17 protein-coding genes and 3 tRNA genes are annotated in these 17,355 nt (G+C 68.8%); 16 read left to right on the forward strand and 4 right to left on the reverse strand.

Annotated features, from left to right (window positions below; all coding sequences use genetic code 11):
- The first annotated feature begins 122 nt into the window (after positions 1-122).
- The 4 genes from recQ to ALI44B_RS16615 all read left to right on the forward strand — a co-directional run bounded on the left by recQ (position 123) and on the right by ALI44B_RS16615 (position 5,894).
- Positions 123-1,979, forward strand: a complete 1,857-nt coding sequence (gene recQ / locus ALI44B_RS12935) for a DNA helicase RecQ (protein ID WP_179100292.1) — start codon at positions 123-125, stop codon at positions 1,977-1,979.
- Positions 1,980-2,266: 287 nt separating this feature from the next.
- Entirely contained in the window at positions 2,267-4,552 is a 2,286-nt protein-coding gene (locus tag ALI44B_RS12940; protein ID WP_083710011.1) for an acyl-CoA dehydrogenase family protein, read from the forward strand.
- A gap of 78 nt (positions 4,553-4,630) precedes the next feature.
- Complete coding sequence (locus ALI44B_RS12945) at positions 4,631-5,212, forward strand: MarR family winged helix-turn-helix transcriptional regulator (RefSeq protein WP_238592206.1); 582 nt, start codon at positions 4,631-4,633, stop codon at positions 5,210-5,212.
- 148 nt (positions 5,213-5,360) lie between these two features.
- Positions 5,361-5,894, forward strand: coding sequence for a TFIIB-type zinc ribbon-containing protein (locus tag ALI44B_RS16615; RefSeq protein WP_496507431.1), 534 nt, complete (start codon positions 5,361-5,363; stop codon positions 5,892-5,894).
- A gap of 110 nt (positions 5,895-6,004) precedes the next feature.
- On the opposite strand, the gene ALI44B_RS12955 is transcribed toward ALI44B_RS16615, so the two are convergent.
- The 4 genes from ALI44B_RS12955 to ppa all read right to left on the reverse strand — a co-directional run bounded on the left by ALI44B_RS12955 (position 6,005) and on the right by ppa (position 7,088).
- Positions 6,005-6,080, reverse strand: a tRNA-Phe gene (locus tag ALI44B_RS12955).
- A gap of 54 nt (positions 6,081-6,134) precedes the next feature.
- A tRNA-Asp gene (locus ALI44B_RS12960) sits at positions 6,135-6,211 on the reverse strand.
- A 131-nt stretch (positions 6,212-6,342) separates the two neighbouring features.
- Positions 6,343-6,415 (reverse strand) — tRNA-Glu (locus tag ALI44B_RS12965).
- Between the two features lie 178 nt (positions 6,416-6,593).
- The gene (gene ppa / locus ALI44B_RS12970) at positions 6,594-7,088 is read right to left on the reverse strand and encodes an inorganic diphosphatase (RefSeq protein WP_077055020.1); all 495 of its coding nucleotides are present in this window, start codon (positions 7,086-7,088) and stop codon (positions 6,594-6,596) included.
- 41 nt (positions 7,089-7,129) lie between these two features.
- Between ppa and tilS the strand changes: the two genes are divergently transcribed.
- From tilS to ALI44B_RS13030, 12 genes are all read left to right on the forward strand, one after another.
- A complete protein-coding gene (tilS, locus tag ALI44B_RS12975; RefSeq protein ID WP_077055021.1) occupies positions 7,130-8,275 on the forward strand; it encodes a tRNA lysidine(34) synthetase TilS in 1,146 nt (381 codons plus the stop codon).
- Between the two features lie 69 nt (positions 8,276-8,344).
- Positions 8,345-8,896: a hypoxanthine phosphoribosyltransferase gene (gene hpt / locus ALI44B_RS12980; protein ID WP_077055022.1), complete on the forward strand. Its 552-nt coding sequence runs from the start codon at positions 8,345-8,347 to the stop codon at positions 8,894-8,896.
- 133 nt (positions 8,897-9,029) lie between these two features.
- Positions 9,030-11,033: an ATP-dependent zinc metalloprotease FtsH gene (ftsH, locus tag ALI44B_RS12985; RefSeq protein WP_077055023.1), complete on the forward strand. Its 2,004-nt coding sequence runs from the start codon at positions 9,030-9,032 to the stop codon at positions 11,031-11,033.
- 5 nt (positions 11,034-11,038) lie between these two features.
- Positions 11,039-11,635, forward strand: coding sequence for a GTP cyclohydrolase I FolE (gene folE / locus ALI44B_RS12990; protein ID WP_077055024.1), 597 nt, complete (start codon positions 11,039-11,041; stop codon positions 11,633-11,635).
- Positions 11,636-11,658: 23 nt separating this feature from the next.
- Entirely contained in the window at positions 11,659-12,450 is a 792-nt protein-coding gene (gene folP / locus ALI44B_RS12995; RefSeq protein WP_179100293.1) for a dihydropteroate synthase, read from the forward strand.
- On the forward strand, positions 12,443-12,928 hold the full coding sequence (folB, locus tag ALI44B_RS13000; protein WP_083710167.1) for a dihydroneopterin aldolase: 486 nt from the start codon (positions 12,443-12,445) through the stop codon (positions 12,926-12,928). Before folP ends, folB begins: the two co-directional genes overlap by 8 nt.
- Complete coding sequence (folK, locus tag ALI44B_RS13005) at positions 12,925-13,470, forward strand: 2-amino-4-hydroxy-6-hydroxymethyldihydropteridine diphosphokinase (protein ID WP_077055027.1); 546 nt, start codon at positions 12,925-12,927, stop codon at positions 13,468-13,470. Before folB ends, folK begins: the two co-directional genes overlap by 4 nt.
- Positions 13,467-13,943, forward strand: coding sequence for a DUF3180 domain-containing protein (locus tag ALI44B_RS13010; protein ID WP_077055028.1), 477 nt, complete (start codon positions 13,467-13,469; stop codon positions 13,941-13,943). Before folK ends, ALI44B_RS13010 begins: the two co-directional genes overlap by 4 nt.
- On the forward strand, positions 13,912-14,520 hold the full coding sequence (locus ALI44B_RS13015; protein ID WP_083710013.1) for a PH domain-containing protein: 609 nt from the start codon (positions 13,912-13,914) through the stop codon (positions 14,518-14,520). The genes ALI44B_RS13010 and ALI44B_RS13015 overlap by 32 nt, the downstream gene beginning before the upstream one ends.
- Complete coding sequence (locus ALI44B_RS13020; RefSeq protein ID WP_077055029.1) at positions 14,517-16,244, forward strand: PH domain-containing protein; 1,728 nt, start codon at positions 14,517-14,519, stop codon at positions 16,242-16,244. The genes ALI44B_RS13015 and ALI44B_RS13020 overlap by 4 nt, the downstream gene beginning before the upstream one ends.
- A complete protein-coding gene (locus ALI44B_RS13025) occupies positions 16,241-16,960 on the forward strand; it encodes a Rossmann-like and DUF2520 domain-containing protein (protein WP_077055030.1) in 720 nt (239 codons plus the stop codon). The genes ALI44B_RS13020 and ALI44B_RS13025 overlap by 4 nt, the downstream gene beginning before the upstream one ends.
- Before the next feature lie 130 nt (positions 16,961-17,090).
- Positions 17,091-17,354: a hypothetical protein gene (locus ALI44B_RS13030; protein ID WP_077055031.1), complete on the forward strand. Its 264-nt coding sequence runs from the start codon at positions 17,091-17,093 to the stop codon at positions 17,352-17,354.
- Position 17,355 lies beyond the last annotated feature (1 nt).

The following is a 17,355-nucleotide window of genomic DNA, read 5'->3' on the forward strand; positions in this document are numbered from 1 at the left end:
CCACCGTCCGAGCGCCGCGCCGCACCTTCCCGCGCGTTCTCGATCTCACCGAGCAGCGGCGGTCGGCCGACGAGCCGACGGGTCCACCCGCTGGGTTGCCTGCTCCGCCATCCGGATCGGCGATGTCGGTGGAAGGAGGTAGCGTTATGGGCGTGACGCCCGCCCTCGAAGTCCTGCATCGTGTCTTCGGGTACGACGAGTTCCGCGGCGAGCAGGCCGAGATCGTCGAGCAGGTCGCGTCCGGCGGCGACGCCGTCGTGCTCATGCCAACGGGTGGCGGCAAGAGCCTCTGCTACCAAATCCCGGCGCTCCTGCGCGAGGGCACGGGCATCGTCGTCTCGCCGCTCATCGCGCTCATGCAAGACCAGGTCGATGCGCTCACGGCTGTTGGCGTGCAGGCGGCCTTCCTCAACTCGTCGCAAGACGCCGCCGAGCGCGAGCGCGTCGAGCGTGCCTACCTCGATGGCCAGCTCGATCTGCTCTATGTCGCCCCCGAGCGCCTCTCGTCCGAGTCGACGAAGCGATTCTTGGCCAATGGCAAGGTCGCGCTCTTCGCGATCGACGAGGCACACTGTGTGTCGCAGTGGGGTCACGACTTCCGCCCCGACTACCTGTCTCTGGGTGACCTCGTGCAGCGGTGGCCCGATGTGCCGCGCATCGCGCTCACGGCCACGGCCACCGACGCCACGCACCGCGAGATCACCGAGCGCCTGCACCTCGAGCGCGCGCAACACTTCGTGGCCAGCTTCGACCGGCCCAACATCCAATACCGCATCGTGCCGAAGAACGAGCCGCGCAAGCAGCTGCTCGACTTCATCCGGCGCGAGGGTTCCGGCGAGGCCGGCATCGTCTATGCCCTCAGTCGCAACACGGTCGAGAAGACGGCCGAGTTCTTGAAGCAGAACGGCATCGACGCCATGCCCTATCACGCGGGCCTCGACCAGGTCACACGTGCGCGCACGCAGGCCCGGTTCCTGCGCGAAGACGGTGTCGTCATCGTCGCCACGATCGCCTTCGGCATGGGCATCGACAAACCCGATGTGCGCTTCGTGGCGCACATCGACCTGCCGAAGAGCGTCGAGAGCTATTACCAGGAGACGGGTCGTGCCGGGCGAGACGGCCTGCCGTCCGTGGCCTGGTTGGCGTACGGTCTGCAAGACGTCGTGCAGCAGCGACGAATGATCGAGCAGTCACCCGGCGACCTCTCGCACCGCCTCAAGCTGCAGAAGCACCTCGATTCCATGCTCGCGCTCTGCGAGACCGTCGACTGCCGCCGTCAGAATCTGTTGCGTTACTTCGGCCAAGACGCCGAGCCGTGCGGCAACTGCGACACGTGCATCGAGAAGCCCGAGACGTGGGACGGCACGATCCCCGCTCAGAAGCTCCTCTCCACGGTCGTGCGCCTCAAGCGCGAGCGCAACCAAGAGTTCGGCGCCGGCCAGATCGTCGACATCTTGCGCGGCAAGCGCACACCGCGCGTCGAGCAGTTCGGTCACGACCAGATCGCGACCTTCGGCATCGGCCAAGACCTCAGCGACCAGCAGTGGCGCGGCGTCGTGCGTCAGCTCCTCGCCGCCGACCTGCTGGCCGCGCGCGGCGAATACGGCACGCTCGTCATCACGCCGGCGAGTGCCGAGGTGCTGAGCGGCAACCGCACGGTGCGCATGCGCAACGAGCCCCTCCGGCAGGCGTCCTCCGGCCGGTCGTCTTCGTCCTCCCGCCGAGCCGTCGTCGATCTCGCCGAGGCCGACATCCCGCTGTTCGAGGCGCTGCGCGCCTGGCGTGGGGCCGAGGCCAAGGAGCAGGGCGTTCCCGCCTACATCGTCTTCGGCGATGCCACCCTGCGCGCCGTCGCCGAGCTGCGCCCGCAATCGCTCGCCGACCTCGACGGCGTCAGTGGCATCGGCGAGAAGAAGCTCGCCGCCTACGGCGAGGGCCTCCTGAGCGTCGTCGCCGAACAGACCTCGGCCTCGGCCTAGCCTCCGCCTAGCCCCTGCCTCGGCCTCGCACCTGCGTCAGTCCCGCCCCTGCGTTGCACTCGCCCCACACCGAGGGGGTGGCATGCGCTCGTGCGCTCGATCTGCTCACCTCGGTCGCCTCGACAGACTCACTCGCGTAGGTCGACAGGTTTCGGTGCCCTGTAGAAATCGACAGCGACGGCCGCGAGCGGCTCGCGCGCATTTGTGGCAATCCCACGGGTCGCTTCACGGATCGTTAGCGGACTCCTACTATCGACACAGATTTCAGTGTGGAAAGGCAGATCTCAATGAGCAACCGAACCGACGCAACCCCCAACGACCTCGCCGCGAAGAACACGGGCCCCGAGGCAGTCGACGGCGCATCAGCCGAGGCGACCGCCGCCGGCGCGTCGGAAACCGTCGCCCCCGACGCGCTCGTCGAGCCCGAAACCGTCGCGCACCTCCCCGGCCCCGGCAGCCTCGACGCCGAAACCCCCACGCGTGCCGCGACCGAAGCGCCGGCACCCGCACGCTCGCGTTCGTCATCCGCAGCCGATCCCGGCGACGGGCCGCGCGTCGACGTCCCGTCGCTCGCCCACACCCTCCTCGGCAGCTGGCCTGAAGCACGCCTCGCCTCGAGGGCCCTCGCCGGTCGCCCCGACATGCAGCGCGACGAGAGCCTCGGCATGGCCGAGCACCGGCAGCGGGTCTTCGAGCAGCTGCACAAGCTCGTTGAGAACGGCCAGGTGCACCGTGCGTTCCCGACCCGCCTCGGCGGACACGACGACCACGGCGGCAACATCGCCGGCTTCGAAGAACTCGTCCTCGCCGACCCGTCGCTGCAGATCAAGTCGGGTGTGCAGTGGGGCCTCTTCGGCGCCGCCATCCTGCACCTCGGCACCGAGAAGCACCACACGGCCTTCCTGCCCGGCGCCATGAGCCTCGAGGTTCCCGGCGCGTTCGCCATGACCGAGACGGGCCACGGTTCGGATGTCTCGAGCATCGCCACCACGGCGACCTACGACCCTGACACCCGCGAGTTCGTCATCCAGACCCCGTTCCGCGCCGCCTGGAAGGACTACCTCGGCAACGCGGCCGTCCACGGCACCGCCGCCACGCTCTTCGCGCAGCTCATCACCAACGGTGTCAACCACGGCGTGCACTGCTTCTACGTGCCCCTGCGTGACGCCGACGGCGCCTTCCTGCCCGGCGTCGGCGGCGAAGACGACGGCCTCAAGGGCGGTCTCAACGGCATCGACAACGGCCGACTGCACTTCGACGACGTGCGCATCCCGCGCGAGAACCTCCTCAACCGCTACGGCGACGTCGCCGAGGACGGCACCTACACCTCGCCCATCGCGAGCCCCGGCCGACGCTTCTTCACCATGCTCGGAACCCTGGTGCAGGGGCGCGTGTCGCTCGACGGCGCGGCCACCGCGGCATCCGCCCTCGCCCTGCAGATCGCGATCACGTATGGCAGCGAGCGTCGGCAGTTTAACGCCGGCAGTGACACGCACGAGGAAGTCATCCTCGACTACCAGCGCCACCAGCGCCGGCTGCTGCCCCGTCTCGCGACGACCTATGCGCAGATCTTCGCGCACGACGACCTGCTCGTGAAGTTCGACGGCGTCTTCAGCGGGGCCGCCGACACCGACGACGACCGTCAGGACCTCGAAACGCTCGCGGCCGCGCTCAAGTCGCTGTCCACGTGGCACGCGCTCGACACCCTGCAGGAGGCGCGCGAGGCGTGCGGCGGTGCCGGCTTCCTCGCCGAGAACCGGCTTACGGGCCTGCGCGCCGACCTCGACGTCTACGCCACCTTCGAGGGCGACAACAATGTGCTCCTCCAGCTCGTCGGCAAGCGGCTGCTCGGCGACGTCGCCAAGCGCTTCAAAGGCGCCGACGCCAAGGTCCTCGCCAAGTACGCCGCCGGTCAGGTCGCCGACCGCGCCGTCCACGGCACGGGCCTCCGTTCGCTCGCGCAGACCGTCGCCGACCTGGGCTCCACGGCGCGATCCGTCGGACACCTCCGCGACACCGACACGCAGCGCGAGCTCCTCACCGGCCGCGTCGAGACCATGGTCGAACAGCTCGCCGCCAAACTTCGCCCCGCCGGCAAGCTCGGTCCGGTCGAGGCCGCCGCGCTCTTCAACGACAACCAGAACGAGCTCATCGAGGCGGCGCGAGCGCACGCTGAGCTCCTGCAGTGGGAGGCCTTCACGGCCGGTCTCGACAACATCACCGATACCGACACCCGCCAGGTGCTCACCTGGGTGCGTGATCTCTTCGGCCTGGGCCTCGTCGAGAAGCACCTCGCCTGGTATCTGATCGCGGGGCGCCTCTCGCCCCAGCGCGCCGGCGCCGTCGGGCCTTACATCGACCGGCTCATCGCCCGCTTGCGTCCCCACGCCGCCGACCTCGTCGAAGCCTTCGGCTACGGTCCCGAGCACGTGCGCGCGCCCATCGCCACGGGCGCTGAGCAGGCCCGGCAAGAAGAAGCGGCGAACTACTTTGCTCGCAAACGTGAAGCCGGCGAGCTGCCGATCGACGAGAAGACACTCAAGGCTCGCGAGAAGAAGATTCAGGTGAGCTAGCCGAATCGAGAGCAGATCGCTGCGCAGAACGCAACAGTAAGCCTGCTGACTGTTTATGCGCGGGGGTACATTGGTCTCATGGCATCTGAGGCGAATGGCGGCACCCCCGACGGGTCCGTCGACGCCACGCGCCGGAGCATGTCCGCCGCCGACGGACAGCAACGCGTGACCGTCGCTGTCGGCCGCGGCTCGCGCGAGCCCGACCGGACGGCAGGCGACCCACACGCGGAAAACCCGATGGCCTCCTGGCCGACGGGCAGGCTGCTCTCGACGGCATCGCGACTCGTCGAGCACGCCTGGGCCGAAGCTCTCGAGAGTCACGGTCTCACGCACGCCGGTTTGATCGTGTTGCACTTCCTGTCCGGCGGCCCTGCAAGCCAGATCGAGTTGGCTCGGCGCGCCCGCGTGCAGACGCAGACGATGTCGCGCACGCTCGATCGCCTGGAACGGGATGGCTACATCGAACGCACGGCCGACGCGACCGACCGTCGGCGCCACGTCGTCAGGCTCACGCCGGACGGGGCCGAGGCGTTCCGCAATGCGCATGACCTCGAGGCCCGCGTCTTCCCGGCGCTCCCGCAACAGGATGCGTTGCGCGCCGCTCTGCTCGAACTCATCGCCGCGAGCGAGACCCGGCGATGGGGTGTCGTCGACCGCTGACAAGAGCGGCCTGCCAGCCGCTCCCAGCGGTTTCTGAGTCCATCCTGATTAAATTCGGTGAACGCACAACGGCGTCACCCCGCGCATCCCGCGCCACTTCAGTGAGGAATCCGCAATGAACTGCCCGGTCGATAATGTCCCCCTCGTCATGAGCGAACGCTCCGGAGTCGAGATCGACTACTGCCCCACCTGCCGCGGCGTGTGGCTCGACCGCGGCGAGCTTGACAAGATCCTCGACCGCGCCAGCCGCGAGTTCGGCGGCGCTGCGGCTGCCGCCTCGGCCGAGGCCGCATCCGTGCAGCAGGGCCCGGCCAACGGGATGCCCGGCGGCCACACCGATGCTCCCAACCCGTACACGGGCCTTCCGCGCGACGCTGACCGTCCGTTCCCGGGCCGCGGTTCCGACCGCTGGGACGAGGGTGCCCGCGGCTACACCGACGGCCGCGACAGCCGCTCGCCGCGCGACCGCGACGATCACCGCCGCCGTGACGACAGTGACGACTTCGGCCGCGGGGGACTGGGCGGCCTGCTCGGCGGCATCACCGGCAATCGCGACAACAACGGCTACGGCAGCCGCGACAGCGACCGCCGCTACGACGACGACCGCCGCTACAACAACGACAACCGCAACGGCCACGGCCGCAAGCGCAAAGACAACTGGCTCAGCGAGCTCTTCGACTGATCGGCGTCTGCCTCGCGAGACGTCGTTCCTGCCTCGCGAGACTTCGTTAACGAGAAATCCCCCGGCGCCGCGAGGCGTTCGGGGGATTTCACATTCTGGCGATTTCGCTGTGGTGGCTCCGACGGGCGTCGATCCCGTGACCTCTCGATTTTCAGTCGAACGCTCTACCAACTGAGCTACAGAGCCGAAGGCTGTCGCCTCCATGGTGAAATGCCCCTCCAAAAGGAGAGGCATTCGACCTGGCGACCCTGACGGGACTTGAACCCGCGACCTCCGCCGTGACAGGGCGGCACGCTAACCAACTGCGCTACAGGGCCTCGATATTGTGTTGCTGTGTTTTCGTGCTTTTCGCACCTGACCATTATGCCGTATGTTTCACTCCGTTTTTTACACGGGCGTTTCGAGCTGGTTTGTGCGGGTGTTGCTGTTCTTCAGTGTAGTAGTACCGTGACCCCAACGGGATTCGAACCCGTGCTGCCGCCGTGAAAGGGCGGTGTCCTAGGCCACTAAACGATGGGGCCGGTGTGCCCGAGGGCACTGAACTACCGACGACCAAGCATACGGATTCGGCGGCACTTTGGCAAAACGTATCCCGCGGGTACGGGGAGCGCGAGCATGGCGGCTTCTCATCGAGTGCGTGAAAACACGGATGCCCCCGCCGCACACGCGAGCGAGGGCATCCGGGAAGAAAGCCAGCGACTAGTGGCCGCCCTCTTCTTTCAGCTTGGTGAAACCGTCTTGCACGATCTGCTCGGCCTCGGCCGCGTTGCCCCAGCCCTCGATCTTGACCCACTTGCCGGGCTCGAGGTCTTTGTAACGCGTGAAGAAGTGCTCGATCTCGTTGCGCGTCTGCTGCGGAACGTCGTCGATGTCCTGGATGTGGCTCCAGCGCGGGTCTTTTACGGGAACCACGACGACCTTGGCGTCGGAACCGGCCTCGTCGCTCATGTTGAGCACGCCGACGGGGCGAACCTTCACGCCCACGCCCGGGAACACGGGGTATTCGAGCAGCACGAGCGCGTCGACGGGGTCGCCGTCGAGGCCCAGCGTGTTCTCGAAGTAGCCGTAGTCGGTCGGGTAGACGAACGACGTGAACAGCACGCGGTCGAGGTAGACGCGACCGGTCTCGTGGTCGACCTCGTACTTGTTGCGGCTGCCCTTGGGAATTTCTACGACGACGTCGTAACCTGCCATGAGTTTCTCCTTGCTCGTGAAGTCTGGAATAACGTTACTGGATGCCTCCCTCCGCGCGCCCTGAACATCGCCGTCCCCTCGATCCGGCAACGGCCGAGGTGCGCGCGGCCGTGCGGCGTTCGCTCGCCGCCCACGTCGCCGGGGCTCCTGTCGCCGAGGCCACCGTCGCGGGCGCGGTCGATGCAGCACACGCACCGGCTCGGATGCCTGACGCAGCCAGTTCTGCGACCGCCGACGATCTCGCCCCCCTCGTCCTCGTCGCGCTGAGCGGTGGCCCCGACTCTCTGGCCCTCGCGGCGGCGGTCGCGTTCGAGGCGCCCAAGCTCGGCATCCGCGCCGGCGCCGTCATCGTCGATCACGCCCTGCAGTTCGGGTCCGAGGATGTCGCGGCCCGTGCCGCCGAGCAGGCCGCATCGCTCGGCCTCGCCCCCGTCATCGTCAAGAAGGTCGTGGTGTCGTGGGGTTCGGGCCCCGAATCGGCCGCCCGACACGCGCGCTATCTCGCCTTCGCGGAGGTGTTCGCCGAGACGGGGGCGTCCCACATCCTGATCGGCCACACGCTCGACGACCAGGCCGAGACCGTGCTGTTGGGGCTCGCCCGGGGTGCGGGGCCGGCGAGCCTGCGGGGGATGTCCGAGCTCACCGACCGCTACCTGCGACCGCTTCTCGGGGTGCACCGCGAGACAACGCACGCCTCGTGCGACGCCCTGGGCCTCGACGCGTGGACCGACCCCCACAACGACGAACACCGCTTCAGCCGCGTACGCGTGCGCAAGGCCGTGCTGCCCGTCCTGGAGCGCGAGCTCGGGCCGGGTGTTGCCGAGGCGCTCGCGCGCACCGCCGACATCCTGCGCGAGGACAGCGAGGCGCTCGACCGCATGGTCGACGAGATCATCGAGGAAATCTGCGAGCCGGCCGAGGCGGGGATCGCGGTCGACGTGCGCGCGCTCGCCGTGAACCCCGCGGCACTGCGCAACCGCATCATCCGCGTGGTCGCCGCGGGCGAGTTCGGCCAATACCTGAACCGCGCTCACACTCTCGAGATCGCCCGCCTCGTCACCGACTGGCGCGGCCAGGGCCCCATCGATGTGCCGGGCATCAGCGTCGCACGCGAGGGCGCACTCCTCGTCTTCACGGCGCGCGCCCACGACGAGGCCGAGGCCGAGCTGCGCGCCGACATCCCCTGAGCCAGATCCCGAGGAACCCCACCGGGATGCCGGGAAACGCGAGGCCCGAGACATCCGTACACTCGAATCATGGAATCGACGGACGTTCAGGGCGACCTCGCCCAAGTTTTGGTGACCGAGGAGCAGATCCACGACAAGCTGCGCGAGCTGGCGCGGCGCATCGAGGCCGACTACGAGGGTGAAGACCTGCTGCTCGTGGGCGTGCTGAAGGGCGCCGTCATGGTGATGGCCGACCTGAGCCGAGAACTGCGCAACCACGTCGAGATCGACTGGATGGCCGTCTCGTCCTACGGCAACAGCACCAAGTCGTCGGGTGTCGTGCAGATTCGCAAGGACCTCGACACCCCGCTCGAGGGCCGCCACGTGCTCATCGTCGAGGACATCATCGACTCCGGCCTCACGTTGTCGTGGCTGCTCGAGAACTTCGCCTCGCGCGGTGCCGCCTCCATCGAGGTGTGCGCACTTCTTCGCAAACCGGATGCCGCCAAGGTCGAGATCGACTGCCGCTACGTCGGTTTCGACATCCCCAACGAATTCGTCGTGGGCTATGGGCTCGACTACGCGGAGCGTTACCGCAACCTGCGCGATGTGGCCGTGCTCGCGCCGCACGTCTACGCCTGATCCGGGCGCTTTACGCCCACGGGGAACACAGAGTGGGCGCTCAGACTCTTAGAGATACCCTGGTGCGACACGGGCGATTGTGGCCCTCTTCGACCCACCTGCAGAAAGGTGACGGGCTGCGGCCCGGAGCAACATGAATTTCAAGCGCATCTTCAAGGGACCGCTTCCCTACATCCTGCTCGCCGTCGTCGTGTTCTTCGTCGGATCGAGCCTGCTCAACCTCAACGGTTTCAAAGAGGTGTCCACCGAGCACGGTCTGCAGCTCTTGAAGGACGACAAGGTCAAGGAGGTCATCCTCACCGAGGGTGACAACCGAGCCGACCTCACGCTTGCCTCGGCAGATGGCGACAACGGCACGATGGTGCAGTTCTACTACCTCAACGCGCGCGCCGCCGATGTCGTCGAAGCCGTCGACTCCGCCGCGCCCGCCGAGGGCTTCAACGACAAGGTGCCCCAGCCCAGCTGGTGGGGCAGCCTGCTGAGCCTGCTCATCCCGCTGCTGCTCATCGGTGTCTTCTTCTGGATCATGCTCTCGAGCATGCAGGGCGGCGGCAACAAGGTCATGCAGTTCGGCAAGTCCAAGGCCAAGCTCGTGTCGAAGGAAGCCCCCAAGGTCACCTTCCAAGACGTGGCCGGCAGCGACGAGGCCATCGAAGAGCTCGAAGAGATCAAAGACTTCCTGAAAGACCCGGCCAAGTTCCAGGCCGTCGGCGCCCGAATCCCCAAGGGTGTGCTGCTCTACGGCCCTCCCGGAACGGGTAAGACGCTGCTCGCCCGTGCCGTCGCAGGCGAGGCCGGCGTGCCGTTCTACTCGATCTCGGGTTCCGACTTCGTCGAGATGTTCGTCGGTGTCGGCGCCAGCCGCGTGCGCGACCTGTTCGAGCAGGCGAAGCAAAACGCCCCCGCCATCATCTTCATCGACGAGATCGACGCCGTCGGTCGCCACCGTGGTGCCGGCATGGGCGGCGGGCACGACGAGCGCGAGCAGACGCTCAACCAGCTGCTCGTCGAGATGGATGGCTTCGACCCCAAGGCCAACGTCATCCTCATCGCGGCGACGAACCGCCCCGACATCCTCGACCCCGCTCTGCTGCGGCCCGGCCGCTTCGACCGCCAGATCGGCGTCGACGCGCCCGACCTGCAGGGCCGCCGCCAGATCCTCGAGGTGCACGGCCGCGGCAAGCCGCTGTCGAAGAACGTCGACCTCGAGGTCGTCGCGCGCAAGACGCCCGGCTTCACGGGTGCCGACCTGGCGAACGTGCTGAACGAGGCCGCTCTTCTCACGGCCCGCTCGAACGCGCAGCTCATCGACAACCGCGCGCTCGACGAGGCCATCGACCGCGTCATCGCCGGCCCGCAGCGCCGCACGCGCATCATGAACGACCGCGAGAAGCTCATCACGGCCTACCACGAGGGTGGCCACGCGCTGGCCGCCGCTTCCATGCGCAACACCGACCCCGTGACCAAGGTCACGATCCTGCCGCGCGGACGCGCCCTCGGTTACACGATGGTGCTGCCGCTCGAGGACAAGTACTCGGTCACGCGCAACGAACTGCTCGACCAGCTGACCTACGCCATGGGCGGTCGCGTGGCCGAAGAGCTCGTGTTCCACGACCCCACCACGGGTGCGTCGAACGACATCGAGAAGGCCACGGGCATCGCTCGCAAGATGGTCACCGAATACGGCATGACGACCGATGTGGGCGCCGTGAAGCTCGGCCAGTCCTCGGGCGAGATGTTCCTCGGCCGCGACATGGGCCACCAGCGCGACTACTCCGAGTCGATCGCCGAGCGCGTCGACCAGGAGACGCGTCGCCTCATCGAGCAGGCGCACGACGAGGCGTGGCAGGTCATCACCGAGAACCGCGACATCCTCGACCGCCTGGCCGCCGAGCTGATGGAGAAGGAGACGCTCGACCACACCCAGCTGGCCGAGATCTTCACCGACGTCAAGAAGCTGCCCGAGCGACCGCAGTGGCTGTCGAGCGACAAGCGTCCCGTGTCCGACCGCCCGCCCATCGTGGTGGCCGCGAAGACCAAGATCCCCGTCGACCCCGGTGTGACCGACGGCGGCGTGGAGTCGGAAGAGCGTCCCGACCTGCGGACGAACCCCAACCCGCGTCCCGCGACGGCGTAAACCGCATGACGGGCGTCGACAGGCCCCGGATCGAGGCGGCCGTGCGCGAGCTCCTCGCCGCTATTGGTGAGGATGTCTCGCGAGAAGGTTTGGCCGAAACGCCTCGTCGCGTGGGCGAGGCGTACGCCGAGTTCTTCGGCGGCCTGCACGTCGACGCCGAGGCGTTCCTCGCCAACACCGTGCCCGTCGGCGACAGTGCCGGCGAGGTCGTGCTGGTGCGCGACATCGCGTTCCGGTCGATCTGCGAGCACCACCTGCTGCCGTTCCTCGGCACGGCGCATGTGGCCTATGTTCCCGGCGACAACGTGGTGGGGCTCGGCAGCCTGCCGCGCGTCGTCGACGCCATCGCGTCGCGTCCGCAGATGCAGGAGCGCCTGACCGAAGAGATCGCCGACACGCTCGAGCGCGGGCTCAAAGCGCGCGGAGTGCTCGTGGTGCTCGACGCCGTGCACGGCTGCGTCGTGGCCCGCGGGCAGCAGCAGCGCGACAGTTCGACCGTGACGGTCGCGAGCCGCGGAACGCTCAGCGACCCCGCCGCACGGGCCGAGATCTTCGCTCTGATCGGTGCGCGTCCAGCGCCGGATGCCGGGGCGACCCCGTGATGACCTCCGAGACGCCGCACGTGATGGGCGTCGTTAACGTCACGCCCGACTCGTTCAGCGACGGCGGCCAGTTCATCGACGCCGACGCGGCCCTCGCGCACGCACTGCAGCTCGCCGCCGACGGCGCAGACATCATCGACGTGGGCGGCGAATCGACGCGCCCCGGGGCTGATCGCGTCACGCCCGCCGAGGAACAGCGCCGCGTGCTGCCGCTCGTCCGCGCCCTGGCCGGCCGGGACATCGCCGTGAGCGTCGACACCATGAACGCCGAGACGGCTGCGCGGGCCGTGCACGAGGGCGCGGTCATCGTCAACGATGTGTCGGGGGGCCTCGCCGACGCGGGCATGGCCGCCGCTATCGCATCCACGCCGGCGATCTTCGTCATCGGGCACTGGCGAACCCACTCGGCCACCATGAACGCCTTCGCCGACTACGACGACGTCGTCACCGAGGTGCGCGACGAACTCTCGAAGCGGGTCGACGACGCGCGGGCCGCCGGCATCTCGGGCGACCGCATCGTTCTCGACCCGGGGCTCGGGTTCTCGAAGAACGGCTCACACAACTGGCAGCTCCTGGCCCGTCTCGACGAGCTGATCGAGTTCGGCTACCCCGTTCTCGTGGGCACGAGCCGCAAGCGGTTCCTCGGTGCGCTGCTGCCCGACGACGCGCCCATGACCGAGCGGGACTTGCCGACGGCCGTCACGAGCGTGTTGGCCGCGCAGGCCGGGGCGTGGGGGGTGCGCGTGCACGATGCATCCGCCACCCGGCTCGCCCTCGACACCTGGCGCGCATGGCAGAGTGGTCGACGTGGCTAGCCTCGACACCATCCAGCTGACCGGTTTGCGGGTGCGCGCGCACCACGGCGTGTACGACTTCGAGCGCGAGAACGGGCAAGACTTCGTCATCGACGTGACGGTGTGGCTCGACCTGGCGCGGGCGTCGGCGAGCGACGATGTGGCGACCACCATCCACTATGGCGAGCTGGCCGAGAGCATCGCCCGGTCCGTTGCCGCCGATCCCGTCGACCTCATCGAGACGGTTGCCGAACGCGTGGCGACGCTCGTGCTGGGCTACCCGGCCGCCGAGCGCACGCGCGTCACGGTGCACAAACCCGATGCGCCCATCTCGGTGCCCTTCGCCGATGTCGCGGTGAGCATCGAGCGCGAGCAGACCCCGCGGTTCGCTCCCGACGACCACGCAACGCGCGATGACAACACCACGGGCGGGGGCCACGTCGCCGACGCACGACCGGGCCGACACGGCTCAGTCGACCGAGCGGATGCCGACGCATGACGCCCATCATCAAGCCACCGGTTCACCCGCCCGTCCGCCGGCCCTCACAGCTGTCGCTCGGCGTGACGAGCGCCGTCGTGGCCTTCGGAGCCAACCTGGGCGACCGCGAGGCCACCATCCGTCAGGCCCTCAGCGACCTCGACGCCACGGACGGCATCACGGTCACGCGCGTCTCGCCGCTGCACAAATCCGTCGCCGTCAAACCCGACGGCGAAGACCCAGACGCGCCCGGCTACCTCAACGGTGTCGCCCTGCTCTCGACGACCCTCAGCCCGCGAGCCCTGCTCACCGAACTGAACCGCGTCGAACGCGAACACGGCCGGGTGCGCGCCGAAAGGTGGGGTGATCGCACGCTCGACCTCGACATCGTGGCCTTCGGAAAACTGACGGTCGACGAACCCGACCTCACCATCCCGCACCCCCGCGCCGCCCAACGCGCCTTCGTGCTCGCGCCCTGGCTCGACGTCGACCCGGATGCCGCGCTCCCCGGTCTCGGCCGCGCCGACGCCCTGCTCGCCGCCCTGCGAAAGGACCGCCCGTGACCCGCACGCGCGCCACGCCCATCATCGGCCTCGCCATCGTCGGCCTGGCCATCGGCTACCTCATCGAATACGCCTCCGCCGCCGGGGGGCGACCGCTCGTCATCCCGCCAGGCACCTTCTCGGCCACGCTCATCGCGGTCGCGGCCATCGTGGTGGGGTTCGCCATCCCGATTCGCCGCGCCGTCACGGGCAAGGCGCAGCGCATGATCGACCCGTTCCGGGCCATGCGCGTCGTCGTGCTCGCCAAGGCCTGCAGCCTGGTCGGCGGCCTGCTCATCGGCGTGACGCTCGGGGCTCTCGGCTTCCTCCTCACCCGGCCCGTGATGCCCGCGGTAGGCTCGACATGGTTGACGATTGCCGCACTCGCAGCATCCGCGATTCTGCTGGCGGCGGCCCTCGTCGCCGAGCACCTCTGCACGCTTCCGAAGGATGATGACGACGATGACACTGCCGGAGCCGCACCCTCACACTGAGCCCGCCTCGAGCGGCGAGTTCGCGCCACAACCCGCCGGCGGCGCCGTCGACGAGACGGCCCGCGCCGATCTCGCGGCTCACACCCCCGACGACCTCGGCCGCCTCGACCTGCCGCACGAGGGCTGGCAGCGCGTCTCGAAGCGCTACATCGTGGTCGAGCTGATCGGTTCGGTCATCACGCTCGCGGTGCTGGCCGCGGCCGCGATCTTCATCGCCGTCATTAGCGAGGCCGTGTGGCAGTGGTGGGTCGCGGGGCCGATCGCTCTCATCACCCTCATCTACATGATCTTCACGCCGCGCCGTGTGCGCTCGATCGGCTATCTGTTGCGCGACGACGACCTGCTGTTCCGCCGCGGCATCATGTGGCAGCGTTTCGTGGCCGTGCCCTACGGCCGCATGCAGCTCATCGACGTCAACCGCGGGCCCGTGGCGCGCGCCTTCGGGTTGTCCGAACTGAAGTTCGTCACGGCATCCGCCACCACGGGTGTCGTGCTGCCGGGCCTGCCCGCCGACGAAGCCGACCGCCTGCGCGACCACCTCGTCGCGGTCGCCGAGACCCGACGGACCGGCCTGTGAGCAACGACACCCCGCCGGGCTCGGCACCCCAGCCCCAGCCCCCGGCCTGGTCGGGCCAGCCGCAGTACCAGCCGCAGCAGCCGACGACCCCCGAGCGCCCGTCCTCCTCGCACATCCTGGCCGACGGCGAATGGCACCGCCTGCACCCCGCAACACCCCTCCTGCGCGGCGGCATCTTCTTCATCGCCGTCGCCGGTTTCGTCATCGCCAACCTGCGCGAGCGCCTCGTCGAACTCTTCCTGCCGCAGTTCGGCGACGAGGAGTACCGCGAATACGGCGACCCCGTCTCGTTCGTGTGGGAGCAGGGCCTCGTCGGCTGGGCGCTCCTCGCCCTCCTGGTGCTCCTCCTGGTCATCATCGGCACCTTCTTCCTCTCCTGGCGCATGCACACGTTCCGCATCACCAATGAGGCCGTCGAGGTGCGTTCGGGCATCGTGTTCCGCACCAACCGCAAGGCCAAGCTCGACCGCGTGCAGGGCGTCAACATCAACAAGCCGTTCCTGGCCCGCCTGCTGGGCGCCGCCAAGATGGAGGTCAGCGTCGCGGGCCAAGACGCCAACGTCAAGCTCGAATACCTCTACGCGCGCGATGCCGATGGCCTGCGGCGGGATGTCCTGACCCTCGCCTCGGGTGCCAAACTCGCCGAGCGGGGCAGCGCTCCGGTCGTGAGCGTGGGCCCGGCGGGCCTGGTGCGCAGCGACGACCCCGCCATCAGCCGCGTCGTCACCGAGCGCGTCAACGACTTCCTCTCGCCCGAGCTCGACCCCGATCAGGCGCCGCCCGAGTCGGTCGTGCGCATTCCCGTCGGCCGCCTGGTGGCCTCGACGATAATCGGATGGCCCACCATCATCGGTCTGGCCGTCATCGTCGCCGCGGCCATCCAGATCGCCAACGACCAGTTCTTCACCCTCTTCTGGACCATCCCCGCCGTCCTGGGCGTCGCCGGCTACATCTGGTCGACCATCACCAAATCGCTGCGCTATTCGATCGCGGGAACCCCGTCGGGTGTGCGCGTGGGCTTCGGCCTGCTCTCAACGAGCAACGACACCATCCCGCCCGGCCGCGTGCACGCCATCGAGGTGACCCAGTCGATCCTCTGGCGACCCTTCGGCTGGTGGCAGGTCCGCATCAATAAAGCGGGAGTCTCGCTCACCGACGCCGGCGCCGCCCGGGGCAACACCACCATCCTGCCCGTGGGAAAACTCGACGACGTGACCCGCGTTCTCGGCCTCATCGTCGACGACGCGCAGACGGATGGCCTGCTCACCGACCTGCGCGCGGCCATCACCGATCCCGGCTCCCACGGTTTCACCATCGCCCCTCGCCGCGCCCGCTGGCTCGACCCCTTCGCGTGGAAGCGCACCGGTTTCGCGCTGCGCGGGGGAGTGCTGCTGTTCCGCCGCGGAGTCGTCTGGCGCAAACTCGACGTGCTGCCGCTCGCGCGCCTGCAGTCCATCCAGGTGACACAGGGGCCGCTCGAGCGGCTCTTCCGGTTGTCGTCGGCGCAGGCGCACACCGTCATGGGGCCTGTCACGGCGACCGTTCCGACGATGTCGACGGCCAATGCGGTGCTGTTGCTCGAGACCGTGTCCGAGGCCGTCGTGCGGGCTTCCGCGGCTGACCGCAGCCACCGCTGGGGCGAGAACGGTGATGACGGCGCAGGCAGCCCCGCACGCGAAACGGGTCACCCTGACTACTTCGGCATGAACGGCGGGCAGCTGTGAGCGCACGCGCCGGGCGTCTCGGCGTCGGCATCATCGGCGCCGGCCGGGTCGGTCCCGTTCTGGGCGTAGCCCTCGCCGGTGCCGGCCACGCCATCGTGGGTGTCAGCGCGATCTCCGATGAGAGCCGCGATCGCGCCGAGGCCATGTTGCCGGGCGTGCCGGTGCTCGACATCCCCGTCATCGTCGAGCGCAGCGAACTGGTGATCCTGGCCGTGCCGCAGAGCGAATTGCCGCAGCTGGTCGCGGGCCTCGCCGCATCCGGAACCTGGCAGCCCGGGCAGCTCGTCATGCACACGGCGCCGCTCTACGGCATCGGGGTGCTGCAGCCCGCCCTGGCCGCCGGTGTGATCCCGCTCGCCATCCACCCCGCCATGGAATTCACGGGCTCCAGCATGGATGTCTCGCGACTCACCGAGACCTCGTTCGCCGTCACCGCTCCCGCTCCCGTTCTGCCGATCGCGCAGGCCCTCGTCGTCGAGATGGGCGGCGAACCGGTCGTCGTCGACGAGAAGGACCGCGCGGCCTATGCCGAGGCCGTCTCGATCGCCTCGGAGTTCTCGCGCTCGATCGTCACGCAGGCCACGGGCATCCTCGCGGGGATCGGCGTCGACAACCCGGGCGGGTTCCTCTCCTCCCTCGTGCGCTCGACCGTCGACAACGCCCTGCGCCGCGCCACGCCGCCGGGCGCCCTGCCGGGCCTCGACGAGTTGCGCTGACGCCGCACCCGCTTCGCGTCGAAGCCGCGCCCAGCGAGGTCGTTCGGTCCTGCCCCTGCGCCGACGCCCGGTCCCGCCCCTGCGCCGACACGCGGTCAGGGCCCTGACCCGCCTCGACTACGATCGGCCTGTGCCCCACTCCGAAACCCCGCTCCTCCGCACCGCCCTCGACGCCGCCGAATCGGCCGCCGACCGGGGTCTCGACGCCGTCCTCGCCGCCGCGCAATCGGCCATCATGGGCGAGTCCCACGTCACGCTCACCCGCCTGGCGCTCGTCAACCCCGAGACGAACTCACCTCTCGACGACGGCTATCGCGGCGTGGTGCGTGCCGTCATCCAGCTCACCGTCGGCGGGGAACGGGTCGACGGCTCCCGCGACTTCTACGTCAACTAAA

Origin of the sequence: Leifsonia sp. ALI-44-B, from assembly GCF_001984125.1 — a bacterium.
Classification (GTDB): Bacteria; Actinomycetota; Actinomycetes; order Actinomycetales; family Microbacteriaceae; genus Okibacterium.